The organism is Pelotomaculum sp. FP (genome assembly GCF_004369245.1).
Taxonomy (GTDB): Bacteria; Bacillota; Desulfotomaculia; order Desulfotomaculales; family Pelotomaculaceae; genus Pelotomaculum_C; species Pelotomaculum_C schinkii.
In genome coordinates this window covers 53910-80239 of sequence record NZ_QFGB01000007.1, presented here as the reverse complement: position 1 = coordinate 80239, position 26330 = coordinate 53910, and the positions used below count along the sequence as shown (strand labels likewise).

The following is a 26330-nucleotide window of genomic DNA, read 5'->3' as shown; positions in this document are numbered from 1 at the left end:
GATAACGCTCTAATTTGTGCCGAATGAATTTGCGCCCAAATTTTTAGGGTATCGCCCCGTTGAGCAAACATATGTTTTCATGATGGATTATGGTTATGACAGGAGCAGGTGCAGTATGGTAAAAAGCCTATTTGATTTAACCGGCAAGGTAGCCCTTGTAACCGGCGCGGGGCAGGGTCTGGGCAGGGGTTATGCCAGGGCCCTGGCAGGCGCCGGCGCGAGCGTGGTTTGCCTGGACAAAGACCTGGTGACAGCCCGGCAGACCATGGATATTATAAAGCAGGAAAGCGCCCTGGCCGATGCGGTCCAGTGCGATATAACCGATCTGGCTAGTATCAAGGAAGTATTGAAAAGGATCACGGACCGTTATGGCCGACTCGACATCCTTGTCAACAACGCCGGTGTGGAAATTGCAGAGGAGATTCTGGATGTCACACCGGAACACTACGACAGGATTATGGCCGTAAATCTTAAAGGCTTGTTCTTTGTTGCCCAGGAAGCAGTCAGGTATATGATTGCACAAAAAAGCGGGAAGATTATCAACCAGGGTTCTCTCGGCAGTTTTATCGGCCTGTCCGGCTCTAGCGTGTATTGTGCAACTAAAGGCGGCGTACTGCAGTTCACCAAAACGTTATCCATCGAACTGGCCAAACACAATATCCAGGTAAACGCCATAGCCCCCGGTTATTTTCGTACCAGCATGACCGAGCCCTTTTTCCAGGATCCCGCCCACCGCAAATGGATTGAAGAGCGGATCCCTGCGGGAAGAATTGGCACAGTGGACGATCTGGCAGGCGCCGTAGTATTTCTGGCCAGCAGAGCTTCCGATTATATTACCGGCCAGACCATTGTTGTTGATGGCGGGTGGCTGGCCAGTTAAGATCCTTATGCTTTTCAATGTCAGTATGCTGAGGGTAATTCCCTTTTTTGAAAAATGCCGTCTATATCTTGTATTGCTTCAAAAAACTCCTCAACTTTTGAGACTCTGCAGGGCAAATACCTTAAGTATTTCTGCCGGGAGCAGAGCAAGCAACATTTAGTCAAAAATAAAGCCCGCTTACCTGGCATGTGCAGCTTGCGCCTAAGGCTTAGCGGGCTTTATTTCGTTTATGAAAAGATGCGACTCACCACCCGAGTCCCAGCAGAACGGCAAGTATTGCCGCGTGGCCGGAGGTCAGCAAAACCATCGTTTTTTCGCGTACAGTTATTGAAGCTACGTTTAGAGGATCGGTAGCAGCAGACAGGTAAATGCAGAAGGTGGCGAAGGGGAGAACTATGAAAAATACAGGGTCGATAAATATGCCAGCCCAAAGGCCGGTCAGGGCTGCCAGAGTACAATAACTGGCCGGCGCCAGACGGGCGCTGCCGGGACCCCACCTGCGGCTAAAAAAGGCCGGGGTCGTCACCTTGGGGGGAGACGCGCCCAGGTCGGCGGTCATGTCCGGCAGGTGGTGCTGCATGAGCCACCCCAGAGAAAAGAAACCGTGGATGACGCCTGCTGTTGCAACCTCAATGGTCACCTGGCCGGTCAGGATATAAAAGGAGCCGATTGTGCAGCAAAGAATGGTGGGAAAAGCAGACAGCCATTCCCCCAGCAGCGGGCGGTAGGACAACCTGAACGGGGGCAGGGTGTAAGACAACCCGGACCAGGCGCCTACCAGGAGAAATACAAAAACCAGCGGGCCCCGCTGGCTGCTTAAATACAGGCTGGCGGCAATGGGCAGCAGCAAGCCGGCCAGACAGATAAACATAAGCTGGCGTTCACTTAAAAGCCCATTTTTGATGACACCGCTGCCTCCTGATAAGATACCCGGGCTCACGCGGTCGGTACCTGAACGCCAGTCTACAAGGTCATTGCAAGCGTGTGCGGTGATCCCATGCAGGACTAAACCTGAGAATACTACCAGGGTGACATAACACCAGTTGATTTGGGCGGACGTGTTCAAACTAACGGCCGGCCCGATACCCAGGGCAAAAGAAGTGGCGCTCCAGGACAAGACCGGAACCAGCCTGAACATTTTCCAAAGACCGAAAGCTTTTGGCAGCATTGGTTTGATTAGGCGCCTGGTGAATTCAGTCATAGGATGACTCACAGTTCCCTTGTTATAACAAAATCCAATAAAGCCTCAAGGCTGTTCCGTGCTTGATTTTCCGGCAGAGGCGCCAGAGCGCGTCCGGCCAGGCGGGCGTAACGCTTAAGTATTCTTGCCGAGTATGACAGCGAACCGCAATTCTCAAGTTCCCTGATAATGAATTGCAAGGTGGTGGCGGACAATTCCTTCTTTTCGATCAGGGTGCGGATCTGATGCCTCTCGGGGCTGTTGTTGAGGGCGTGAATCACCGGGAGGGTTAGCACTCCCTGCCTCAGATCCTGTGCGACCGGCTTGCCGAGGCTGGTCTCATCACCCAGGAAATCCAGAATATCATCCTTGATTTGAAATGCTATGCCCATAAACCAGCCGTATCTTTCCAGGGCGCGCCGCACTTTTTCAGGCGCGCCGGCAAGCTCAGCCCCCAGCCGGCTGCAACAGGACAGGAAAGAGCCTGCTTTGAGATAAGTACGGGCCACATAATCCCTTTCACTTATGTCACAATTATAAAGAAGCTGCAGCTGAAGTATCTCCGCTTTCACCATATTTCGCAGGGAAACAGCTATAGAGGAAAAAATGGGCTTGCCAAGACCGGCCGCATGTTCCAAAAAAAGCGCATACAGGTAATCTCCGGCCAGGATTGCGGCATTGCGGCCCCAGATCTTGTTTACAGTTGGCGCTCCACGCCGGCTGTCGGAGTAATCGATCAGATCATCATGGACGAGGGTGGCCAGGTGTAGTATTTCAACTGACGCGGCAAGCCTGATTACTTCAGGGGCGGGATCGTTTCCGTACAGGGAAGATAGGAGGACCAGGGCCGCTCGGATGCGTTTGCCCCCCGCCCGCAGTAAATAGGAGCCGCTTCCTGCCGGACCTATAGCCGAACAGGCGCCGGCAATTTCCTCCTCAACCTGCGACAGCTCGCTCTTGATAGGCAGGTAAATTGATTTCAGCCGGGTTTCAGCAATGCTTTCCGGCAGGGTATTACTGGGTTTGCATTCTGCTTTTAAGGTCATGATGTTATTTTACCGGAATTTTACTTATGTATTCGCGGCAATATAAATAAAGGCCGGACATATTCTCATACAGCCTGGCATACCCTTCTAAAAAAGAAGGGTGGTGGGGCCGGGTTGCCTTCTCCGGTTCGAATTTTTATATTTCGAGGAAAAACTTTGCTGGCCCTGGCGGCTTTGGCAGTGTTTATGCTCATCGGCTGCCGGGCCGCAATTGATCGTTTTGAAAAGCATCATATCGCCGCCCTGACCTGGGCGGTTTCCAATAAGGTAATTATTATTGACCCTGGGCATGGGGGAGACGACCCGGGGGCAATCGGGGGGGGCGGCGCCTTGGAGAAAGAGATTGTCCTCGAAGTCTCCAAAAAACTGGCCGGCATCCTTAGCCAGGCCGGGGCACAGGTTTTTCTCACCAGAGAAAGCGACCGGGACTTGAGTGACCCGGAACAAAAAAATTCATATAAGGCCAAAATGCAGGACCTGACCAGAAGGGTTGAACTGGCAAACCAAAAGCAGGCCGACCTTTTTATCAGCATCCATGTCAACAGCTTTCCAGACCGCCGTGAGGGAGGGGCACAGACCTTTTCCCAACCTGGTGAAGTGGAAAGCAAGAAACTGGCCGAAGCTATACAGCAAGAAATGAACCGTTACACTGTAAATCCCGGGCGGCAGGCCAAACAGGTAGATTATTTTGCCAACCGTATGGCTGAAATGCCCAGCGCAATTGTAGAAATAGGATTTATCAGCAATCCCCAGGAAGAAAAACTACTGACCGATCATATCTACCAGGACAAAGTTGCCTGGTCAATTTACGCCGGTATTACCCGTTACTTATCTCAACCTAAAACAGCTATGGCCCTTCCGAAGCTCGCTGGTTAATACCAGAGCGCAACAGCGGCAAAAGCGCAGCCGGTGTTTTCTACCTTGTGCTCAACCGCCCGTACCAATATTTGAGACAATGCAAGCCCGCGCTTGGCAAAAGCTTCTTCCACCATCCTTTTAATTTGTACTTCGGCTTCATCCTTACTGGCGCGTCCTGAATATTCCATGATTACACCGTAGCTCTCCGGGTCCCCAATGCCCACACCAACTGCGGCTGCTATTAATTCGCCCGGACTGTCAAGGCAGAGCGAGCCATAGGCGATTGGCACCAGCGACCCGGCGGGAATATTCAGGTCGGCAACCAGTTTTGCTCCTGGTGGTAAAATGCTGCTCACTTTCAACAGGTTGCAGTTTCCCACCCCGGCATTGAGCAAAGCGTGGTCAAAAGCGTTCAGCTTGGAAGAACCTTCAGATGTACCTGAAACCAGAGCAAATTTGGTGGGAGTTGGAAGCATTGAATCAACCTCCTGTAAGATCAAGAATTTTTTCCGTTATCAATTTATACATGATGGCATGAAATGTTACTGTTAAATTCAACCTCGCCACTTGGGCGGCAAATCGTCTGTACAGCTGCCCTAGAGCAAAAAAAATAACGGGTATTCTGTCCACATGTAGGAGTTTGGCTGCTATTGCCAGAATTTTTTATCTCATTGGTAGTATGTGATTTAAATTGCATTTAAAAGGAGCGTTACGAATGCCCGATGAATCTTTATTTGCCGTGCCGCAGGAGTTGCTGATTTTAGGAGCGGCGGTGAAAACCGGTATTGTTGAAGCCCTGCACGGTAAGCCGATGACTGTGGAAGACCTGGCGCGAGAACTAAACTGTAATGCGCGGGCCGTTTGGATGGTTACTGAAGCCCTGGCGGAATTGGGCTACCTGGTACGGGAAAACGGCAGGTTGCGGTTGGACGATCAGTCCGCAAGCATGTTTTATGACGAGAATGCGCCAAATTATACGGGCTTTGCCTTTATGCACAGGTACAATATTATTAAGGCCTGGATTCATCTCCCTGATATCATTCGCACGGGTATCCCATACCCCAAGGAGAAGGAAACTCCGGATTTGCCTTTCTTCCTGGCTTCTATGGCTCGCAGCGCCCTCCAGGGTTCGGCTGAAATAGCCGGGTTCTGCCTTGCAGGGTACAAAAAGGGAGCGAGGGTTCTGGATATCGGCGGCGGCCCCCTTACCTACGCCCGGGCTTTTGCCGCGCTGGGCGCACAGGTGACTATTCTGGACCTGCCCCCGGTAGTTGATTACATGTCGAGTTTCTTGAAGGAGAACGAGAACATTGAAATGCTGCCCGGGGATTTTAACCTGGGCCTGCCCCAGGGTCCCTATGATCTGGTCTTCATGGGCAATATCTGCCATATTGTAGGAGAGAGCGGCAACAAGGGACTCTTTAAGAAAGCGGCAAATGTACTGCCTATAGGCGGGAAGGCGGCCATTATTGATTTTATCCGCGGGACCGGGCCCCAAGCCGCCGTCTTTGGTGTGAATATGCTGGCCAACACTCCCGAAGGCGGCGTCTGGAGCTTTGAACAATACTCCACCTGGCTTGCTGAGGCCGGTTTCGGTGAAGTGGTCCTGCATGAACTGGCGGGCAGACAGCTGTTGCTTGCCGTAAAGGTAAAATAAGAATTTAAAATGTTTTTTTCGTATTATACAGCGGCGCTCCGGTAACAATACTATTACTGTTATTATAAAGGGGGCGGGGTTTGTGTTCTCTTACCGTACGATTGCCGGTTTTGGAGCTGCCGCGCTGGCATTTCTGGCTTTGACCAAGATTAGCAAGCACTGTCAGGGCCAGCAAGTTAATTGCCCGGGAGATTATGTTAAGAAGGCTGCGGGAAGAGTGGAAGGCGTTATTCGCAGGCGAAACAGCATGCGTATTGATCCGACAAACGATGTAATCTGATTCAAAGATCGGGGGACCCGCGGCAGCATCAAGCCGCAGGTCTTATTTTTTGAAATAAATATGAGTATTCAATTAAGTCTTATCTTTAAACTCTTCTCCCAGCGGCCCGCCGGCGGCATTCAACTGAAAGTTTATTCCGGCTTGCTCCCGTTTAATGGTTTTGGCCTTGGGTTCATCCCCCGGTAGATCATGGGTGGTACGGTAGTGTACCTGGCTGAAACCAAAACTTTTTGCCTCTGGCGAAGGTCTTTTTACCCGATGCATAACACCCTCCGTTTTGTTTAATATCTGTGCAGATATTATGGCCGATAACAAGCAAAACATTACTATCGTTAAGGTGACATATTATTCCGCCAAGAATTATAATATGCTAAAAAGACTGTTATGAGGTCTCACTATATTGTCGTATAATATAAGTAAAAACAATAATGGGAGGTTGTTTCAGTGTCTGTTGCAGGCATGATTTTGGCGGTAGTTTTCTTTACCATTGGGGTACTGGGAACAATTCTCCCGGCGCTGCCCGGGGCGCCCTTGATCTGGCTGGGTATGCTAATTTATGGTTTCTTTGTAAAATTCCAGAATCTCCCCCTGGTATTTTTTATTGGTCAGGGACTGGCGGTACTACTGATATTTTTCATTGACTACCTGGCAAGTATCTGGGGGGTGAGGCGCTATGGCGGCTCAAGAGAAGCGGTTTGGGGCAGTATTTTGGGGGGGATCCTGGGAATCCTCGTGCTGGGACCCTTTGGACTTATCTTTGGACCATTTATTGGCGCGGTAGCGGGTGAATTATACCGGAGAAGTCCTCTTGATAAAGCCTTGGAAGTGGGGTTTGGTACCCTGATTGGGTTCCTGGGAGGCGCCGTTCTAAAACTGGCAATTGAAGCAGTTATGATTATATGGTTCTTTATGGCGGTTATCTAAACTAAGGCTGCTTTTCCCAACGCAACACTTTTGAATACATTAAAATACAACACCCTCCGGTGAGCACCGGAGGGTGTTGTATTTTATACAATAATTGGAATATTCCAGTTTGGTTTTATACAAATGCATAGGTTATTAAACCAAATAGGAAATAAATTAAATAATGTTAATATATGTAATCCTATGCGGAAAGTAATACCATCCAGCTTATTGACTTATCTTTAAGTTGGGATTATTATTTATGTGTTGTTATGTTTATTTATGATCAGTTCTGTTGTTTTTTAGGTCACGATAGTTAATGTGGCGTTTCTTTATGTTTGTTTTTTATGAATATAATTGTTTTCGTTTCATTGCGTTAAGTTGCGCTATTAAAGCCGATAGCTGACCAATTGACTGAATTATACATTCCTAAAACCTGATGGAACAAAGCGAACTGCTATGTTGTCGGGCTGGGAATGGCCCTGTAGTTAAGGACTGCGCATTAAGATTACCTCCTCGGAATATGGAGCTTCCCTTGCTGCTGAGGCAATGGCAGTGCGACTGCTGCTATCCGGCGCCTATCTGAAAACGATGGAGTGAAGAGTTGTGCGGTTGAAAGGGTTGAAGTTCAAATACGTGTCACAAAAAGCTGTTGTCCTTGTGGTGATGTCGACCCTGTTGTTGAGTCTGCTGTGGATGGCTAAGCCGGGTACGGCAAGCGCCGACTCCGGTAGTATAGGAGTGCCGGCTGACACGCTGACGATTAAGGTTGGGTATTTCGGAGGGCCCTACTACACAAAAAAGGTCTACACGGCCAGCGATTTGGACGCAATGCCGCAGGTACAGCAAGCCTATACTTTCATCGACAACATGCCGGCGGTGGTTATAGATTCGGCCAAGGGGATCAAACTGACCGATCTGCTGGCGGATGCCGGTATCGATGTCAATTCAGTAGAGGCCTTCTATTTTTACGCGACAGATACTAAAGTGGGATGGTATCAATGTTTACCCAAATCTTACCTGTTGGACACAGCCCGTTACTATTATCCGAATTTGCCGACACATTGGGATAGTGATACGCATTCGTCTATACCCGGAGCAGTATATGGGGCAATCCGGGTAGCGCCAATCATTGCCACCCGGGACAACTGGCAACGGTTTGCCACCGCTCCGGATTTTAGTGTTAATGACACTTCAACCAGGTTTAGATTGCTGTTTGGCCAGGATGATACCAATACACGTACTGCCTTCCGTTCTGTCAAATGGGTGCATGCCATCGAAGTGATGTTGGGCGGGACACCACCCAGTGGGGTTACCCTCGATCAGGGCATGGTCAATCTCAAAGTTGGCAGCACAGTCCAGTTGACAGCGACCGTGGGTCCGGACGACGCCACGGACAAGAGCGTGACCTGGAGTTCCAGCGACACCAGTGTGGCTACGGTTGATAACAATGGGCTGGTAACGGTTGTCGGCCAGGGCACGGCCACTATCACTGTAAGCACTGTAGTCGGAAATATGACAGCTACCTGCATAGTAAATGATCCAAACCAGGATGCCGGTGCTCAGACTATTGTACCCACCAGCGCCGGGCCTGAAAAGGACGGGTCACAGGGGGCTTTGTCCCGGCAGCAATATCTTACAGAAAAGACAGAATCAGTCGCCGGCGTCAACTCCAGCCGGGCAGGCAGCCAGCCCTGGAGAGTATACGAGATGTCGGCCGATGCCGTGCCCCTGCAGAAGCAGAAGGAGCAAAATAATCTGGACATTTATGCGGCAATGATCTTCCTGTGCCTTTTCCTTTTAGGCGCCGGCAGGAGATACGCAGAATATGCAAAGGAGATATAAAAAAAGGTGCTAGAATCAATTTTTATTTCGCTGAGAGATACCATGCATATGATTTCGTCAGGTTTACTGACGCCTACTATTGTTGTCCTGCTGCTGTTGCTGGCTTTGACGGTGGTCGAGTTGGGCGGCCTGCTGGCAGAAGCCATCACAGAACAACGCAGGGGGAAGGTCAATGTACCGGAATTGGTTGACTCTTTGCAGAGGAAAGACAGCGAAGAGATCATGGAAGAGATTGTTAATAGCCGGTTGTTGCGTCGTCAAAAAGCGGCTCTCGGTGAGCTGATCAGACACAGCAGTTTGCCCGCCGCCTCCCTGCAGGCCGTAGCCCGCAGGTTGCTTGCCGGAGAGGAGCTGCATTATGCCAGGATCACTGCCAGGACTGACCTGGTGGCGCGACTGGGGCCCATGTTGGGTTTGATGGCCACCCTGATTCCACTGGGGCCGGGCATGATTGCCATGGGCCAGGGCGACACCAAGACACTGGCGGATTCTCTGCTCACGGCCTTTGACGCTACGGTAACCGGACTGGCGGCTGCCGGCATCGCCTTTGCTGTCTCACGACTGCGTAAAAGGTGGTATGAGGATTATTTGAGTTCACTCGAGTCATTGATGGAAAGCTTGTTGGAGGTGTTTGCACGTGGACGGGGGATTGAGAAGAAGTCGGCTCAGGACGCCTGAAGAAGTCAGTCCTCTTGAGGGCGCCATCAACATCGTGGATGCCATGCTGGTGTTTGCCTGTGGGCTGATGCTCGCTCTGGTTATTCACTGGAATGTCGATCTGGAACAACTAGGAGAGCGTGTCGACCTGAATCGTGGACAGGAGGTGACACAAGACCAAGAAGTAAGAAGCAATCTAATCGAAACACAGGAGCAGGGCAAGCTTTACGAAAAGATGGGCACAGTCTACAAAGATCCCAATACGGGGCAGCTGTTTATGCTAACCAACCAGTAATAAAGCATGCGGTTGCAGCATGTATTGGAGATATGCGCCGGGTATCGTTTTGTACACCATTGGGCAAGCGCTGCAGTGGTATCTGTCAACACTCGTATCATTATCGGAGCACAATCGTTGGATAACGTTGCACGGCACTGCCGGGAGACTCCGTTTTTTCAGACTCTGCTATTTTAAGGCGGCTGCTCGACCGGGCAAGGCATACTGGAATACATAAGAGAAGCAGATGCAGCAGTGCAACTATGATGTGTCATTCTGATCACACAGAAGGGAGAAAAGAAATGCATTTGAGAAAATTTTTTAAAAGCAAAGCACGGAAGATCGTTTCGTGTTTGATGTCGTTTACGCTGTTCAGCCTGTTATGGGTCGCGCAAGCCGGTACGGCCCTCGCCGATCCCTTTCATGACAGCGATGCGGCGACTTCGCTCACGTTCAGGGTAGGCTATTCCGGCGGGACTTTTACTCCGGTGAAAGTCTTCACGGACAGTGACTTTGCGAACGCAAAAAAAGTGAGTTACTCCTATATGGACAGCCTGCCGTCGCCGGTTATGGATGCGGCAACGGGAGTACCGCTGACCGATCTCCTTTCGAAAGCCGGTATTGATTCCAACAAGGTAAAAACATTTGCGTTTTATGCAACTGATGTTCCAAGTGGGCCTTATAAAACTTTTACTAAGGATTTCTTGTTTGCGCCCCGCTACTATTATCCGAACATCATGCAGGCCTGGAACCCGGAAACTCAAAATTTTAGCGATGCAAGCGGCAACGACACAACTGCCCGGGCCGTCTATAACGCTGTGCGGGTCTACCCGATGATCTCCATATCAGATAATTGGGTACGAGGGGCCATGAGCCCGGACTTCGGCAAGCAGGACAAATCCACCAAGTACAGACTGATGCTTGGCCAGCTTGCTGACGATCCGGCAACAATAACCGCTCCAAATGCAGCCAAATGGGTGTACCAGATTGATGTAACCCTAAATGGTACACCGGTTACCGGTGTTTCCATCGACAAGACCACTGATACGATCAGCGTCGGCTCCACCAGCCAACTGACGGCAACTGTTACGCCCAGCTCCGCCACAGAAAAAGGCGTAACATGGAGCTCCAGTAATACCGCAGTAGCCACAGTCAGCGACAAAGGCCTGGTGAAGGCCGTTTCCTCCGGCACTGCCACCATCACCGCCACCACTGTGGACGGAGGGTTTACCGCCACCTGTGAGGTAACGGTGGGCTCCGGCAGCGGAGCTAATATTTCTCCGCAGGTTAACAGTACAACTGGAAAAAGTGACATCAGTCCGGCCACCGGCGGCACGGTCAGTCTGGGTAGCGATGTTTCGGTCAGCATACCTGCCGGAGCATTAAAAGGTACAACCAAATTAAGTGTCGCCATCCAAAAGATTAGCAGTCCGCCGGACCCGCCGGATGGCTTCTCGCTGCAAGGCTCTGTTTTTGAATTTACCGTGGGGGACAATAAAAATTACAGCTTTGCAAAACCGGTTACGCTTACTTTTGCCATTAATTCTACTTCGTTAAAAACAGGAGAGACCCCCTCGGTTTTTTATTACGATGAGACGTCCTCCAAATGGGTTAATCTGGGTGGCAGCCTCTCAGGCAACACCATCAAGGTAACTGTCGACCATTTTACCAAATACGCAGTGTTTACCGCCAATAAAGGTACGGTTGTCCAAAACCCGGTTGTCCAGAACCCGGCTGCTGTCCAAAACCCGGCTGTCCAGGACCCACAGTCGGCTTTTAGCGACGTCAGCGGCCACTGGGCGGAAAAGACCATCGAGAAGATGGTAGCCCTTGGAGCAGTCAACGGCTATAACGACGGGTCCTTCAAACCTGACAGCACCATTACCAGAGCAGAGTTTGCCACGATCCTGATGAAAGCCCTCATCAAATCACAAGGGATGACGCTCCAGAGTGGTAAGAATTTTGCCGATACAAAGGAACATTGGGCACAGGAGTACATCACTAGCGCCGCCTCATATGGAATTGTCAGCGGGTACGACGACGATACCTTTAGGCCTGATGAACTGATTACACGCGAGCAGATGGCAGTGATGCTCGTCAGGGCAATTAATCTTGAGACAGGAAAGGAAGAAGTACAGTTTAAGGACGGCGACAGCATTTCCGACTGGGCCAGGGACGCGGTGGCAACTTTGACCAATAGCGGCGTAATGACAGGATACTCGGACAATACCTTCCAACCCCAAGTTCACGCAACCAGAGCGGAGGCTGTTACGGCAATATCGAATGCGTTGGAGTACGTCTGAAAATATGTTCCTGCTTCTGTTGAGACGGCCGATGCAGGTGCGAATCCATTCGCGCAACAGTCCGTTGTTAATGCGACGGGTTGCATGAATTCAAACCTGCTCCCGCCTAATTGATAATCCAGGAGGCCATAGATGGTTGAAGCAAGTGTGGGAAAAGGCGGTTTCTTTAGTTTTAAAAAAATACTCATTACGGTAATTGCATTACTGGCTTTGATTATTGCTGTATTCTCGTTTTTAAACCGCGATCAGACCGGTCTCGAGGAAGGGACAGTAATAATTAAAGCCGGCGATACCATATTAGGACGCTTTACAATCGCCGATCTCCAGAAATTGCCGGCAGTAGAAAAGAAAATGACGGTTAATTCTTCTCAGGGCAACTCCGAGAACGAATTTACCTGCGTACCGGTGTTGGCTGTTTTGAACAGCATAGATCCGGGGCTAACCCAAAAATACAAAAAAATCATTACCAAAGGCGTGGACAATTACACATCGGGAGTAGATATGTCTGAAGTCCTGCAGCCGGATAACGTTTATATCGCCTATGCCGATCATGGTAAACCGTTGAAGACAAAGATAGGTGAGGACGGCAGCATGCGTATCATTATTTGCAATGACGATTATGGACAGCGCTTTACCAGATGGCTTGTGGGCATGGAGTTGCAGTAAGCGATAGGGAGAATTGTAAATGAAAAATATTTGCAAAGTTCTGTTATTGTTTCTGGCGTTGCTGTTGCTTTTGGCGACTGCCGCCGCATGCGGCAGCAAGGCGCAGCGTAGCGCGGCAGAGCCCGGCCCGTTTGACGAAGAGAAGATTGTTGTGCACGGTCTGCAGGAGCAGGACTTTGAAATAACCCTGGGAGATTTGAAAAAACTGTCGACGGTGACCAGGCATGCTGAAGCCGCACGCTCCAACGGGGAAAAAGTTAGTGTCGATGCCACCGGCCCGTTGCTTGATACTTTTCTGCAGCAATACGGAAAATCCCAAAAGGATTTCAGCCGTATCCGCTTTACGGCCAAAGACCAGTATTCCATTGCCGTGCCGTCCGATGTCCTGGCCAACCGTCAGATTATCCTTTCCTACATAAGTGACGGCAAACCGCTTGAAGATGACATGCAGCCTGTACGCGTCGTCATTCCTGGCGAGCGGGCCATGTACTGGGTCAGAAACATGATCCGCATGGACTTTGAAACAGGCGGTGACCAGGAGCCGCCCAATAAAGTGGTGTTCCTGGAGACGGCAGTCCAAAACTTACCCCAGCAGGACTATGAGTATTTCGACAGTGTGGACAAGGCCATTAAAACCATCGACCTTGTTACAAAATATGCAGATATCAACGACAGCAGCGTGGCCAATGTTTTCCTGAAAGCCAGCGACGGGCTGCAGAAAAACGAGACCAAAGCCAATTTCCTGTCGGCTTTTATTAAAATAACCGGCAAGGAAGCCCCCAAATTTTTAGCGCCGCAGTTTCCCCAAGGTATGCATATCCGGGGCCTGCTCTATGTCATCTACGGTCAGACAGCTATCTTTGACTATACGGAAGGCGCCGCTTGTATTCCTAAACAGACAGAAGAAGGCACGGAGGGCATCGCTTTCTCACAAATTTTCAAACAAACAGGCCTGACCGGAGGCAGCAAATATCAATTTACCAGCGCCGACGGCAAGAGCATTGTGTTGACGATCACCGATCTGGGCAGCGGCGGTCTGATCTACCAGAACGCCCGGGGCGCCCTGGCTTTCACCTGCACGGGGCCGTCCGGCAAGAAAAATGTGGATGACTTGCTCTCTATAGAAGTCCTGCCGTAACCACCTGCGGTCAGAGAGTGCCGGGCAAAAGGCGAGAAAGGGGTTACGCGCTTGTGCATAATAAAAGCTGGTTTTTAAGTGTCTGCTTGGGTTTGCTGGGGCTGCTGGTGGGAGGAGCGGTTATGGGGGTTGCTTTCCGGAACCCTGCACATATCCCGCCCCTGAAGGTGACCGGCGATGTTGCCAATGTTTTAAACCTGCAAGACCCGGAAAGGCTGGGGAAGCTGGAAAAGGTAACCTGTCAGGGGACCAGGTATCAAGCTGTTAAACTGGCCGACATTATCACCAAAGCCAGTCCGCTGGCTAATGCCGGGCAATTGTATTTAGTCGGCCTTGATGGTTTTACCTCGGCCATCAAGGCTGCCGACATTGATGACTGCTATATCGCCTTCACCGCTAAGAACGGCTGGGAGGCGGTCAATCTCGCTCACCCCAACAGCAGCAATGTCAAGTTTCTCACCGAGATTGTGGTGGTGTCGGACGGCGGCAGCAAGTATTTCGCCTTCAATGTGATTAACCCGGATACCGATCTCGTTCAGATTACCCCGGGGCAGCTGTTAGCCGGGCCGTTAACCTTGTACCCCTACGCTGAGGGAAAAGCTGTCGTGCAAAACGGCGGCAAAGATTATGAAGCGCAGGTCTTTACCAGACGCCGGGTTTTTAGAATAAGCGACCTGACGCCGCTGCAAGACGGCGACACGCTCCTGGTCATGGATGAAAAAGGAGAATACCGCCTGGTGGATGACGGCGGGTATTTTGAAGTAAGGGATAATTATATCAATTACCTGCAGCCCGATACCCGCACCAAGCTGGAAAAAGTGAAGGGAGTCATCGTTCATCCCCCCGCAACCAGCATCACTGACGCCTACTATGATGCCCAGCATTATCTGGAAAGCGGTGATAAGCTGCTGATGGTAGTGCTGGACGGACTCACTTACCAGCAATATAGCTATGCCTTCGCAAACGGTTATGCGCCTTTCCTCAAGAATGCCGGTAAAGCCGTGCAGGCATGGGGTGTCTATCCGGTGGAAAACAATGTCGGCCTGGCCGCCCTGCTGACCGGTAAGGCGCCGCAAGAAAACGGCGTTATTACAGACCAGGACAGGGAACTGAAGGCGCCTTCGATTTATGCGGAGGTGAATATGTTAAACAAAAAAGCAGTTTTCCTGGATGCTGCTGAAAATGGGTTGGATACCGAAATACAGCCGGTTTCCATTCATGACAAAAACGCTGACGGCAGCGCTGATGATGAACTGTTTGAGGCGACCCTCGACACCCTGGAGCAGGGTTATGATTTACTGACGGTTCGCTTTCATGGTATTGACGACGCCGGGCAGCGTTATGGCCCGTTGGCCCGGGAAACGATGCAGTCAATCAGCGCCACGGACAAGTATTTATCGGAAATTGTCAGCCGGTGGCCGGGTAAGGTTATTATAACCGGCACGCAGGGCTCCGGGGCCGGCGAATCAGCCGGGTCTCAAGAAGTCTTTAAGAATGAGGTGATGTTTGTTCCGTATTTGCGTCTCAGGTAGACATTTCAAAACCACCTGCCTCTAATCGCTCCAGCCAAACGCAGTAATGATAATTATCGATATGCCTTGATTGGCTTCTTCCCTTTGTAAGGTATACGATACTTTTCACTGTGGTATAAGCCATGTCATTCGTTGATTTCGTTTAGGCATCATCCTGATTATGCAGCGCCAGTTGATGCTGAACACTAGCAAGCGGGTGAGGTTTTAATCGCACGCTGCTTTCCACAACGGTAAATATGCAAGGAGGCATGGTTAATGACAATAGGAATGTCACTACCGTAGCCACCTTGTCCCTCAGTGATTTGCAAAACCTGATCATTCGGAAAAAAAACGGAAGCCATTCTTTCCATATTAAGATGACCTATTAATTACATCTCCCATAGCCTAAAAAAGGAGTGAGATAAGTGTTTTGCCTGAAATGTGGTTTTAATACCGCAGCCAGACATATTTTCAGCGGCATAGTGTTGGTGGCCATGTTGGTAAGCGTATTGGCTGCTTTCAATCCAAGCCCCGCGTTTGCGGTAAGCGCCTGGAACGGCGCCAGTTCCAGCGCCGACTGGACCGGCGGCGGCACATCGGGCGACCCTTATGTCATCAGCACCGCCGCCCAGTTAAAAGGATTGGCTGACAACGTCAACAGCGGAACATCATATGGCGGGTCCTTCTTTAAATTGGGTGACGACATCAACCTTGCCGGCTATGCCTGGACCCCGATTGGCGGCCACTGCCCCCTCACTGCCAGCGAGGGGGGCGTTCCTACCGGCCTCTACTTTGGCGGTGTTTTTGACGGCTGCAACCACACCATCAGCGGCATCAACATTTCCAATCCTGCCGCCGGAACCGGCGCTTACGGCTTATTCGGCTATGTCAACGGCGGAACCATTGCCAACCTGAACGTAGCCGGGTCGCTGGACATGGGCGACAACTACACCAGTGCGATTGGATCTGTGGTCGGCTACACGACCGGCAGTCTCTACAACCTGCACAGCTCCATGACCGTGTCTGTCGCTGACCCCACCGCCTGCACCGCTTCCCAGGCCGGCGGCATCGCGGGTGTAGTGGCGAATACCAACAGCAGCCCTGCTTTGTATGTCCGGTACTGCTCCAACACCGGAGACGTCACCGCCCGGGGCAGAATAGGCGGCATTGCAGGCGCTGTGTACTGCTTGAGTGACGGCGGTGTGGTCGTTGACCAGTGCTTCAATACAGGCTGCATCAAATCCGTGTATAGCACGAAAAAGATTTTTACTGGAGGCATCGTGGGCTATTGCGCAGGCTACATCACCAACTGCTATAACCAGGGTAACCTGGAAACCAACAACGGGCACTACCTGGCCGGCATCACCGGCATTCTCACCGGTACGCCCCCTATCTATCCCGTCGCCTCCATGTCCAACTGCTACAGCACCGCTTGCTTTACCGGCTATGCCGTCGGCTACGACCGGTGGCTGTGGGCTTCTGCTGATTACAACCAGGCGGTGCATATCACGAATTGCTTTTATGTTGAGACCAACAGTGACATGACCCAGCCCAATCTAGACGATACCTGGGGTACCCAAACCAATGTTTCTTCGATCACCATACCGGAGCTGCAGGGAAAGACGGAAATGACGGGGAGCAACAGATCAGGTACCTTTAGCGGCTATATCGTCCCAAATTACCTTGGCAGTGCGGATTTGGATAATCCCAACGGATCATACGGCTTCGGCTACGCATTGCCGGACAGCTATCCCATTCTTGGGTGGCAGCAAATCCCGAATTTCATTGTCGACTTGAACAACCTGCCGTCGCCGGTAGCATATTACACTGTCTCAGCCTCGGTGAGCGGCGGCAACGGGACTGTGACCGCAGACCCGGCGACAGTTAGTAATAATGGGTCCTCCACCATTACCATCAGCCCGGCCGGCGGTTATCACCTGGCCTCCATTACGGATAATGGTATTGATGTGTTAAGCTCAGTCAGCAACAATACTTATACGATCAATAATATAAATGCCAATCATACGGTAGTAGTGAGCTTTTCCAATGATACTTACATCCTGACCTACACTGCCGGCGCCCATGGTTCCATCAGCGGTAATTCATCGCAAACAGTAGCTTCCGGCGCCAGCGGATCAGAGGTAACTGCCGTGCCGGACAGCGGTTTTCACTTCGCAAATTGGAGTGATGGCTCGGCTGATAATCCCAGAACCGACATTAACGTGACTGCCAATATTTCGGTCAAGGCCATTTTCATCAAGGATAACGGCGGTTCTCAGACCTGGGATCACTTCACTATCGCCGTGCTGCCGGATACGCAATTTTATGCGGAAAGTTATCCGGAAATATTTGATCAGCAAACTCAATGGATAGCCGATAACGCCCAGTCCGAAAATATCGTTTTTGTGGCTCACCTGGGGGACATGGTTAATGATTATAACAACAGCACGCAATGGCAAAATGCCCGGGATTCAATGGCAATCATCCGGGCCGCAGGTATTCCTTATTCGGTAGTCCCCGGTAACCATGATATGTTTTTTGCGACCAGTGACCTAACTAATTATAATACCTATTTCCCCTACACCGACTTTAACGAATATTCCTGGTACGGCGGAAATTATCCTTCCACCAGCAATTCCAGCAATTATGAGCTTTTCTCCGCCATGGGACAGGACTTTATAGTTTTAAACCTGGTTTGCGCGCCTTCGCTGCTAGCCGATGCAACAGACTGGGCCAATTCGGTCCTGACCCAATATAGCAATCGTAAAGCCGTTGTCGTCACTCATGGATACATCGATACCAGCGGAAATTATCAAAATACCCAAAGCGTAGCCGGTCTTGATGTCTGGAACAATGTCGTTAAACTCCACAGTAATGTAATAGCAGTGTTATGCGGTCATTATTCCGGCCAATATAACAACACCGCAACCGGATTAAATGGCAATACAGTCTATAATCTCCTATCGGATTACCAGGATCAACCCAACGGCGGCAACGGCTGGCTGAGGCTCTATCAGTTCTATCCGCTTCAGAATAAAATCCAGGCTGTGACCTACTCGCCTTACCTGAACCAGTACGATACCGGCGCTGACGGGCAATTCGAGCTGCCCCTCCAGTTTAGCAACCCGCCGGAGGAGCAAACGCCTCCGGTGTTGAGCGCCGATACCACGGACAACAGCGTGGGCCGGGCGGTGGAGATCACTTTCACCGACGACGCGGCCTGGCGTAGCGCCGTCAGCGGGATCACGGTCAACGGAAGCGCGCTGACCGGCGGGCAGTACACGGTAAACGCGGGCGCCATCAGTATTGACGCCGCTGTGTTTGCCTCGGCCGGCGACTACACCGTCACAGTCACCGCCGGCGGCTACGCCGACGCCACGGTAACCCAGACGATAAATAATGAGGCGACCACCCCCGGAGACAACCCCAAGTACACGGTTGACCCCGTGGTGGACGAGTCGGTTTACGAAGCGGGCGAGACAGGCGGGATCAGTACCATGACCGTCAAGACCGGCGTCAGCGGCCTGAAATATTTCGGCGCCCAGCTCACTCCGGTCATAGCCCACGCAGGGAAGGAAGCCGTGGTCTTTACCCATCTGCGCAACGGCGTCCAGCTTAGCCTTAACGTCACCAGGGCGGATTTTGACCTTGTCGGACAGGCCCAATCCGGCTTCAACGTACAGGCCGGGGATATGGTCAAAGTATTCATTGTGGACGACTTAACCAACGACGTGGACCATAACCCGACCTTGCTGCAGTAGGAAATAGGAGGTGCGAGCTGCTACAATCCTGCGCCTTTTTCCCGCCCCTCTTTGGTCGGCTTTCAGTTAACTTTGGAAGGCGGTGGGGACGGTTTAACCAGCGTTTTGATAAAGAGCGATATGAGGTGAGGCGGGTAATGGCAACTATGGCGCCAGCTTTATAAAAACTCCGCGCAAGAAGGAACAAAAACCGTAATTGGCAATCATGCTTCCGCCAATTACAATACCCATGTCCTGGGGGCGACAAAAGGCGCCCCCGGGACATGACCGGCTGGAAACGCCATTCTTCTTATGATTGGCAGGGAGGTCCATAGCGGAGCATGCACCGGGAGGAGATAAAAGGGAAAAATAGCCCCAAAATGAAGCAAAAACAGGAAAACGAGAGGAAAGGAGCAAGGATATGATCAGAAAAAGACGCAGCCGTTTGCTGGCCTGCCTGATGATTTTAGCCATGCTTTGCACCATGCTTCCCACCGCCGCTTTGGCGGCGGAAGGTCCATCGGGCGGCGCCGCGGGTGCAGAGGTTTCGGTCACGGACGCGACCTACAGCGTGACCGTGGACAGCGCCATAACCGGCGGGAGCATTGCGGTGAATCCGGCCAGCGGTAGCGCGGGTGATACCATCACCGTGTTTGTGACACCGGACAGCGGCAAGCAGCTGGTGGCGGGCAGCCTCAAATACACGGCGGACGGCGGCGAGACCCACACCGAAATAACCGCCACAGACGGCGTGTACAGCTTCGTTCTCCCGGCGGCTGATGTAACCGTAACCGCTACTTTCGAGGCTCTTCCGTCGTCTCTTACCATCAACACCAGGGAAGAACTTCTCGCCTTTGCGGCGGCTGTGAACGGAGGCGATACCTTTGAAGGCAGGACCGTCATTCTCGGCGGCGACATCGCGCTGGACGGTGACGGCCTCTATACCACGGCGGATGAGTATTTCCAGGACGGCCTCCCGGATTATTCCGGCACTTTCACCGTGCCTACCGTTTCTGCGGAGGCCGAGATCTGGACGCCCATCGGCACCAGCACAAACCAGTTCAGGGGCGCCTTTGACGGCAAGGGCCATACCGTCAGCGGCCTTTATACCGATATGACCGCTTCCTATCAGGGACTCTTCGGATACGTTGGGCAGGGCGGCGACGTCAAAAACATCACGGTTTCCGGCGTAGTCGCCGGCGTGCAGTATGTGGGCGGCATCGCGGGCTTTGTAAACGGCGGCACCATTGAAAACGCTGTGAACCGCGCGGTCATTTACGCCTCCGGCGGCGCCAGCCCGGGCGGCAGCGGAACCAACAGGATTGGCCATGCGGGCGGTGTAGTCGGCATGGGAACCGGCACGGCGAGCGCTCCCGTAACCATTGCAGGCTGCGCCAACTACGGCACGGTCACGGCGCCCAATTGCAATCAGGGTGGCCGGGTCGGCGGCATCGTGGGCATCTTTGATCTAACGGGAGACTACGCGACCATTTCCAATTGCTTCAACGCCGCTGAAATCAAGGCGTATCAGTATGCCGGCGGCATCGTGGGCGGCCAGTTCGCCTCTTATGTTACCATCAGCGCCTGCTGCAACACCGGAACCGTCACCGGCACTTCTTCCGGCAAGACCTATGCGGGCGGCATCGCGGGCAAGAGCTGCGGCCCCGTTGTGGATTGCTACAACACGGGCAACATTGTCTCCACGGCGACTTCCGGCAACGTACCCACCCGTTTTGCCGGCATTGCAGGCGAAACACAGAACAGCACCGCCACAATCACAAACTGCTACAGTATCGGGCGGGTGTCCGGCGCGTCTACCATCGGCACCAGCGGCAATATTGTCGGCAGCCAGTCGGTCAGCCCTGTCAACTGCTATTACCTCAACGCCACCGCGCTTTCCGGAGCGGGAGACAGCGGCACCACGACGGTCAAGACCGAAGAGGAACTGAAAGCGCCGGCCATGCCCGCCGCTCTGGGCGCTGCCTTCGCCTATGACAGCAACGGCTGCAACGGCGGATATCCGGTGCTGGCCTGGCAGAACGGGTCGAGCCCCGGGCCGGCCGCTCACGCCATTACGCTCAACTTCGACAGCGCGGCGGCAACCGTATCCGCATCTGCAGCCGAAGCGGAGCCGGGCGAGACTGTAACCATCACCATCTCAGATCTAGAAACCGGCAAGCGGGTGCAGAGCGTTACCGCCATTGACGCCAACAGCATCGTTTATCCCGTGACCACGGTAACAGAAAACGCGTCCTACACCTTCACCATGGGCTCCAGCGCGGTCAGCGTCACGGTGCTCTTTGAAAACGTCGTTGCAGGCGGCGATCCCTATGTTTTCACCGTCGCTCCCGGTATCGATCCCATCTGGACCGTCGATGTGGCCTCCTCCGGCTTGAACGAGAATGAGATTATCGCCGGTTCGACCGTGACCGTGACGGTAACCCGCATGGCAGACGCCATAACGGCCAGCCTTGAAGGCATCACCGTCAGGGATGCCGGAAACGGGACGGTTCCCTCATCAACCTTTTCCACCACCTCGGGCGGATACAATACGATTAGCGGCGGCGTTTACACCTTTATTATGCCGGAGAGCGCCGTGACCATCGGTCTTGATGTTTCTTACATGCCGCTTTCCATTTATACCAAGACCGGTGAGGATGGGACCCCCGCTCTGGTCAAAACTTACACCCGGGAAGAAATGATTGCCCTTGCCGGTACCGAACCCATTTATTACACCGGTTATGACAGGTATCCCACCGCAGTAATCGGCAAGGCGGTACAGGCCGTCAGGCTGACAGACCTGCTGGATAATGCCGGTGTGAGCTTTGGAGAGGGCAATACCCTTAAGCTGAACGCGCTGGATGAGTCCTCCCGCACTTACGCTTACGAGGATCTTTACGAGGAGAACCGCTGCTACTATCCTAACATCGCCGCGGCGGGAAACAAGGAAGCGGGCAAGACGCCGATCGACGCCATGCTCGTGATCAAGGGATATCAGAAGCGGTTTATCGAGTTTGAGCAGGGTCAGGATATCGATGATATGGCGTGCGATACCCTGAATGCTTACCGCTTTGTGTACGGTCAGACCGAGGCGCAGTTCAACGGAGGGACGCCCCTGATTGAAAATGCGACCGTCGGCGACTTCCTGAAGTACACCTGTGCCATCACCATCATTACGCCTGAGGCGGGTAACCCCAAATACACGGTTGACCCCGTGGCGGACGGGTCGGTTTACGAAGTGGGCGAGACAGGCGGGATCAAAACCATGACTGTCAAAACCGGCGTCAGCGGCCTGAAATATTTCGGGACGCAGATAGCGCCGGTTATCAAGCATGCAGGGCAGGAGGCCGTGGTCTTCACCCATCTGCGCGACGGTGTCCAGTTAAGCCTCAACATTACCAAAGCGGATTTCGACCTGGTTGCCGAAGCCCAGTCCGGCTTCAACGTCCAGGCCGGTGATATGGTTAAGGTATTCATAGTGGACGACTTAACCAACGATGTGGACCATAACCCGACCTTGTTGCAGTAGAGGCTTCATATCGCGGTCTTTCCCCTTCTGTCAGGTTCTGTCAGGTGTAATGTTGTCCATCTCAGGGGCATCGTTGATGGTAGCACAATAAAAAGGAATAAATTCTCGCTGTATGCCGGGTGGCGGGAGCAGCACCATGGCCGTGGATGGCCCCAAAATGAAGTAAAAACAGGAAAACGAAAGGAAAGGAGCAAGGATATGATCAGAAAAAGACGCAGCCGTCTGCTGGCCTGCCTGATGATTTTAGCCATGCTTTGCACCATGCTTCCCACCGCCGCTTTGGCGGCGGAAGGTCCATCGGGCGGTGCCGCGGGTGCGGAGGTTTCGGTTTCGGACGCGACCTACAGCGTGACCGTGGACATCGCCATAACCGGCGGGAGCATTGCGGTGAATCCGGCCAGCGGTAGCGCGGGTGATACCATCACCGTGTCTGTGACACCGGACAGCGGCAAGCAATTGGTGGCGAACAGCCTGCAATACACCGCCGACAGCGGCGCAACCTATACGGAAATTACCGCCACGGACGGCGTGTACAGCTTTGTGCTTCCGGCGGCGGATGTCGTTGTAAACGCTCAGTTTGAGGACATCTCCGCTGCGACCTATAATATCGCTGTGGCGGCGGTTCCCGACGCCATCTGGACAGTAACGCCCGACAAGACTTCAGCGACAGTGGGCGAAACCGTGATCGTTACGGTATCCGATACTGCTTTTACTTCCTGGGCAATCGGCCTCATCGTCACCGGTGACTCCGGTACAACCTATGACTTTACCACTATCACCGCGGCAACCGGCAACGCCAACAACGTCAACGGGCCCGGCGTCTACAGCTTCGTCATGCCGGATGAGCCCGTCACCGTGGGCTTCACCGCGGACTACACCCCGCTGGACGTCTATATTCAGTATGGCGCGGCCGGCGAGGAGATCCCGGTGCACTCTTACACCAGGGCGGAAATGGAAGCCCTGGCGGCAGAGAACACCACGCCCATCCATTACGCCATGTATGACCGGCTGCCTGCTGTCTTCATGGGTAAAGCCGTCCGCTACGTCACCATTGAGCAACTGACAGAGAGCGCCGCCGCCTACAACAGCGACGTGCGCTTTGACGGACCGGACTGCAGCTTAAGAGGAGCGAGCCTGGACGGCTGGACCATGGGCGTAAACGGGCTCAGCTGGGAATATTTAATGGGACAGACCCGCAAATACTATGCCGGAATCGGCGACCAGTACCTGGCGCCGGAAAACCGGACCGGCGAGGACCGGGAGGTCCCGGCCGTACTGGCCATCACCGGCTGGGCGGGCCGGCGGACCCAGGTCGATAACCAGCCCTACGACACCCTGAACACCTACCGTTTCTTCTACGGCCAGACGGAGGCGGAATACGGGAACGGAGTTCTGCCGACCATGGACGAGCGGGATGCCCGGTGTACGGCCATGAACACCTCAAAGTTAGTCAATAAGGTCGTCTTCGTGGTTCCCGAGAACGACCCGGGGACCTACAGTGTCACAGCGGACAGCGCCATCACCGGCGGCAGCCTGGCGCTGAGCCCGACGAGCGGCAGCGCAGGCGACACCATCACCGTTACCGTCAATCCCGATGCCGGCAAAGAGCTGGTGGCGGGCAGTCTTAAATACACGGCGGATAGCGGCAGCACCTATACGGAAATCACCGCTACCGACGGCGTGTATAGCTTCATCCTGCCGGCGGCCGACACCATTGTCACCGCCCGGTTCATGGATCCGGGTGTGGCGGTCAGTGGCGTAAACCTGGATAAAAGCGAACTCGTCCTCACCGTCGGCAATTTCGTGCAGCTCACGGCCACCATCACCCCATCCGACGCGGCCAATCAAGAGGTGACCTGGACCTCGGACAATGCGGCCGCAGCCACAGTCGACAGCAACGGTCTGGTTAGGGCAATGGGTACCGGAACAGCCAACATTACAGTCACCACGGTAGACGGAGGCTTCACCGCCGCCTGCGCCGTCACCGTCCAAGCGGCCGGTACCGACCACTTCACCCTCGCCGTGCTGCCGGATACGCAATTCTACTCCGAAAGCTATCCGGAGATCTTTGCCCGGCAAACCCAATGGATAGCCGATCAGGCCCAGTCGCAAAACATTGTCTTCGTGGCCCATGTGGGGGACATCCAGGATGATTACGACAACCCCGCCCAGTGGCAGAATGCCAAAGACGCCATGGCCATCATCCGGACCGCGGGGATTCCTTATTCGGTAGTCCCCGGCAACCACGACCTGAATTTTGAGACCGGCGACACCACAATGTTCGACACCTATTTCCCCTACACCGACTTTACCGGCTGCAGCTGGTACGGCGGGCATTATCCGGAGAGCAGCAACGCCAGCAGCTACCAGCTTTTCTCCGCCCTGGGACAGGACTTCATCGTGCTGAACCTGGTCTGTGCGCCCGCATTGCTGGCGGAGGCCACCGACTGGGCCAACGGGGTCCTGACCCAATACAGCGACCGCAAAGCGATCGTGGTGACCCACGGCTACATTAAACCCAACGGAGAGTACGCCGGCGGCGATGATGTCTCCGGTCCGGCCATCCACGAAAATATAGTCAAGAAGCACAGCAACGTCGTCGCCGTGTTATGCGGCCATGTTGGCGGCCAGTACCACGGCACGGACACCGGCGAGGGCGGCAACACCGTCTATAATCTATTAACTGATTACACCGATCTGCCCAACGGCGGCAACGGCTGGCTGAGGCTCTATCAGTTCTATCCGGTTCAGAATAAAATCCAGGCTGTGACCTACTCGCCTTACCTGGACCAGTACGATACCGGCGCTGACGGGCAATTCGAGTTGTCCCTCCAGTTCAGCAACCCGCCGGAGGAGCAAACGCCTCCGGTATTGAACGCCGATACCACGGACAACAGCGTGGGCCGGGCGGTGGAGATCACCTTCACCGATGATCAGGCCTGGCGCAGCGCCATCAGCGGGATCACGGTCAACGGAAGCGCACTGACCGGCGGGCAGTACACGGTAAACGCGGGCGCCATCAGTATTGACGCCGCTGTGTTTGCCTCGGCCGGCGACTACACCGTCACAGTCACCGCCGGCGGCTACGCCGCCGCCACGGTAACCCAAACGATAAACGAGGCGACCGACAACCCCAAATACACGGTGACCCCCGTTGAAGACGAGTCGGTTTACGAAGTGGGAGAGACAGTCGGGATCAAAACCATGACCGTTAAAGCAGGCGTCAGCGGCCTGAAATATTTCGGGACGCTGATAACACCGGTTATTGAGCATGGGGGAGAGGAAGCCGTGGCCTTTACTCATCTGCGCGACGGCGTCCAGTTAAGCCTCAACGTCACCAAGGCGGATTTTGACCTTGTCGGTGAAGCCCAATCCGGCTTTAACGTCGAGGCCGGGGATATGGTAAAAGTATTCATTGTAGACGACTTAACCAACGACGTGGACCATAACCCGACCTTGCTGCAGTAGGAAAGGAAAGAGGTGCGGGCTGCTACAATCCTGCGCCTCTTTCCCGCCCCTGTTTGGCCGCCTTTCGGTTGCCTTTGGAAGGCGGTGGGGACGGTTTAACCAGCGTTTTGATAAAGAGCGATATGAGGTGAGGCGGGTTATGGCAATTATGGCGCCAGCTTTATAAAAACTCCTCGCAAGAAGGACAAAAACCGTAATTGGCAATCATGCTTCCGCCAATTACAATACCCATGTCCTGGGGGCGACAAAAGGCGCCCCCCAGGACATGGCCGGCTGGAAACGCCATTCTTCTCATGATTGGCAGGGAGGTCCATAGCGGAGCACACACCGGGAGGAGATAAAAGGGAAAGATGGCCCCAAAATGAAGTAAAAACAGGAAAACGAAAGGAAAGGAG

General features: G+C 53.2%; 21 protein-coding genes. 16 read left to right on the top strand and 5 right to left on the bottom strand.

Annotated elements, in window-relative coordinates; translation table 11 throughout:
* The first annotated feature begins 115 nt into the window (after positions 1–115).
* Positions 116–880 carry a glucose 1-dehydrogenase gene (locus Psfp_RS04545; RefSeq protein ID WP_134217368.1) on the top strand — a complete coding sequence of 255 codons (765 nt, stop codon included), beginning with the start codon at positions 116–118 and terminating at the stop codon, positions 878–880.
* 244 nt (positions 881–1124) lie between these two features.
* Here Psfp_RS04545 and Psfp_RS04540 read toward each other — a convergent pair whose 3' ends face one another.
* On the bottom strand, positions 1125–2048 hold the full coding sequence (locus Psfp_RS04540; RefSeq protein WP_153189496.1) for a prenyltransferase: 924 nt from the start codon (positions 2046–2048) through the stop codon (positions 1125–1127).
* Positions 2049–2089: 41 nt separating this feature from the next.
* On the bottom strand, positions 2090–3106 hold the full coding sequence (locus Psfp_RS04535) for a polyprenyl synthetase family protein (protein ID WP_134217366.1): 1017 nt from the start codon (positions 3104–3106) through the stop codon (positions 2090–2092).
* Positions 3107–3220: 114 nt separating this feature from the next.
* Here Psfp_RS04535 and cwlD point away from each other — a divergent pair, with 114 nt between their 5' ends.
* Positions 3221–3982 carry an N-acetylmuramoyl-L-alanine amidase CwlD gene (cwlD, locus tag Psfp_RS04530; RefSeq protein WP_243120483.1) on the top strand — a complete coding sequence of 254 codons (762 nt, stop codon included), beginning with the start codon at positions 3221–3223 and terminating at the stop codon, positions 3980–3982.
* Here the strand turns inward: cwlD and Psfp_RS04525 are convergent.
* The gene (locus Psfp_RS04525; protein WP_134217365.1) at positions 3979–4440 is read right to left on the bottom strand and encodes an arginine decarboxylase, pyruvoyl-dependent; all 462 of its coding nucleotides are present in this window, start codon (positions 4438–4440) and stop codon (positions 3979–3981) included. The two genes, cwlD and Psfp_RS04525, sit on opposite strands and share 4 nt — an antisense overlap.
* Positions 4441–4679: 239 nt before the next feature.
* Here Psfp_RS04525 and Psfp_RS04520 point away from each other — a divergent pair, with 239 nt between their 5' ends.
* Positions 4680–5621 carry a methyltransferase gene (locus tag Psfp_RS04520; RefSeq protein ID WP_134217364.1) on the top strand — a complete coding sequence of 314 codons (942 nt, stop codon included), beginning with the start codon at positions 4680–4682 and terminating at the stop codon, positions 5619–5621.
* An 82-nt stretch (positions 5622–5703) separates the two neighbouring features.
* Entirely contained in the window at positions 5704–5901 is a 198-nt protein-coding gene (locus tag Psfp_RS04515) for a hypothetical protein (protein WP_134217363.1), read from the top strand.
* Between the two features lie 72 nt (positions 5902–5973).
* Here the strand turns inward: Psfp_RS04515 and Psfp_RS04510 are convergent, their stop codons facing one another.
* Positions 5974–6165: a hypothetical protein gene (locus Psfp_RS04510; protein WP_134217362.1), complete on the bottom strand. Its 192-nt coding sequence runs from the start codon at positions 6163–6165 to the stop codon at positions 5974–5976.
* A 180-nt stretch (positions 6166–6345) separates the two neighbouring features.
* On the opposite strand from Psfp_RS04510, the gene Psfp_RS04505 reads away from it, so the two are divergent.
* From Psfp_RS04505 to Psfp_RS21485, 11 genes are all read left to right on the top strand, one after another.
* Positions 6346–6825, top strand: a complete 480-nt coding sequence (locus Psfp_RS04505; protein ID WP_134217361.1) for a DUF456 domain-containing protein — start codon at positions 6346–6348, stop codon at positions 6823–6825.
* 585 nt (positions 6826–7410) lie between these two features.
* On the top strand, positions 7411–8649 hold the full coding sequence (locus tag Psfp_RS22005; protein ID WP_243120482.1) for an Ig-like domain-containing protein: 1239 nt from the start codon (positions 7411–7413) through the stop codon (positions 8647–8649).
* Between the two features lie 6 nt (positions 8650–8655).
* Positions 8656–9327 (top strand): MotA/TolQ/ExbB proton channel family protein, encoded by a 672-nt coding sequence (locus Psfp_RS04495; RefSeq protein WP_243120481.1) that lies wholly within the window; start codon positions 8656–8658, stop codon positions 9325–9327.
* Complete coding sequence (locus Psfp_RS04490) at positions 9299–9601, top strand: DUF2149 domain-containing protein (protein WP_243120480.1); 303 nt, start codon at positions 9299–9301, stop codon at positions 9599–9601. Before Psfp_RS04495 ends, Psfp_RS04490 begins: the two co-directional genes overlap by 29 nt.
* A 281-nt stretch (positions 9602–9882) precedes the next feature.
* Positions 9883–11883, top strand: coding sequence for an S-layer homology domain-containing protein (locus tag Psfp_RS04485; RefSeq protein WP_190239073.1), 2001 nt, complete (start codon positions 9883–9885; stop codon positions 11881–11883).
* 132 nt (positions 11884–12015) lie between these two features.
* The gene (locus Psfp_RS04480; RefSeq protein ID WP_134217358.1) at positions 12016–12549 is read left to right on the top strand and encodes a molybdopterin-dependent oxidoreductase; all 534 of its coding nucleotides are present in this window, start codon (positions 12016–12018) and stop codon (positions 12547–12549) included.
* 19 nt (positions 12550–12568) lie between these two features.
* Complete coding sequence (locus tag Psfp_RS04475) at positions 12569–13687, top strand: molybdopterin-dependent oxidoreductase (protein WP_134217357.1); 1119 nt, start codon at positions 12569–12571, stop codon at positions 13685–13687.
* A gap of 53 nt (positions 13688–13740) precedes the next feature.
* Positions 13741–15219, top strand: a complete 1479-nt coding sequence (locus tag Psfp_RS04470) for an alkaline phosphatase family protein (RefSeq protein ID WP_134217356.1) — start codon at positions 13741–13743, stop codon at positions 15217–15219.
* 404 nt (positions 15220–15623) lie between these two features.
* Positions 15624–18959, top strand: a complete 3336-nt coding sequence (locus tag Psfp_RS04465) for a hemoblobin-interacting domain-containing protein (RefSeq protein ID WP_134217355.1) — start codon at positions 15624–15626, stop codon at positions 18957–18959.
* 400 nt (positions 18960–19359) lie between these two features.
* Complete coding sequence (locus Psfp_RS04460) at positions 19360–22467, top strand: hypothetical protein (protein WP_134217354.1); 3108 nt, start codon at positions 19360–19362, stop codon at positions 22465–22467.
* A gap of 254 nt (positions 22468–22721) precedes the next feature.
* Complete coding sequence (locus Psfp_RS21485) at positions 22722–22874, top strand: hypothetical protein (RefSeq protein ID WP_192895265.1); 153 nt, start codon at positions 22722–22724, stop codon at positions 22872–22874.
* A gap of 253 nt (positions 22875–23127) precedes the next feature.
* Here the strand turns inward: Psfp_RS21485 and Psfp_RS21480 are convergent, their stop codons facing one another.
* Entirely contained in the window at positions 23128–23400 is a 273-nt protein-coding gene (locus Psfp_RS21480) for a hypothetical protein (protein WP_190239070.1), read from the bottom strand.
* Between Psfp_RS21480 and Psfp_RS04455 the strand changes: the two genes are divergently transcribed.
* Complete coding sequence (locus Psfp_RS04455; protein WP_192895264.1) at positions 23395–25935, top strand: Ig-like domain-containing protein; 2541 nt, start codon at positions 23395–23397, stop codon at positions 25933–25935. The genes Psfp_RS21480 and Psfp_RS04455 overlap by 6 nt on opposite strands.
* The last annotated feature ends 395 nt before the right edge of the window (positions 25936–26330 follow it).

Bases quoted from the DNA above. Each gene is read 5' to 3' on its own strand.
- Psfp_RS04545 (WP_134217368.1), top strand. From the start codon at position 116: ATGGTAAAAAGCCTATTTGATTTAACCGGCAAGGTAGCCCTTGTAACC.
- Psfp_RS04540 (WP_153189496.1), bottom strand. From the start codon at position 2,048: ATGCTGCCAAAAGCTTTCGGTCTTTGGAAAATGTTCAGGCTGGTTCCG.
- Psfp_RS04535 (WP_134217366.1), bottom strand. From the start codon at position 3,106: ATGACCTTAAAAGCAGAATGCAAACCCAGTAATACCCTGCCGGAAAGC.
- Psfp_RS04525 (WP_134217365.1), bottom strand. From the start codon at position 4,440: ATGCTTCCAACTCCCACCAAATTTGCTCTGGTTTCAGGTACATCTGAA.
- Psfp_RS04520 (WP_134217364.1), top strand. From the start codon at position 4,680: ATGCCCGATGAATCTTTATTTGCCGTGCCGCAGGAGTTGCTGATTTTA.
- Psfp_RS04510 (WP_134217362.1), bottom strand. From the start codon at position 6,165: ATGCATCGGGTAAAAAGACCTTCGCCAGAGGCAAAAAGTTTTGGTTTC.
- Psfp_RS04485 (WP_190239073.1), top strand. From the start codon at position 9,883: ATGCATTTGAGAAAATTTTTTAAAAGCAAAGCACGGAAGATCGTTTCG.
- Psfp_RS04480 (WP_134217358.1), top strand. From the start codon at position 12,016: ATGGTTGAAGCAAGTGTGGGAAAAGGCGGTTTCTTTAGTTTTAAAAAA.
- Psfp_RS04475 (WP_134217357.1), top strand. From the start codon at position 12,569: ATGAAAAATATTTGCAAAGTTCTGTTATTGTTTCTGGCGTTGCTGTTG.
- Psfp_RS04460 (WP_134217354.1), top strand. From the start codon at position 19,360: ATGATCAGAAAAAGACGCAGCCGTTTGCTGGCCTGCCTGATGATTTTA.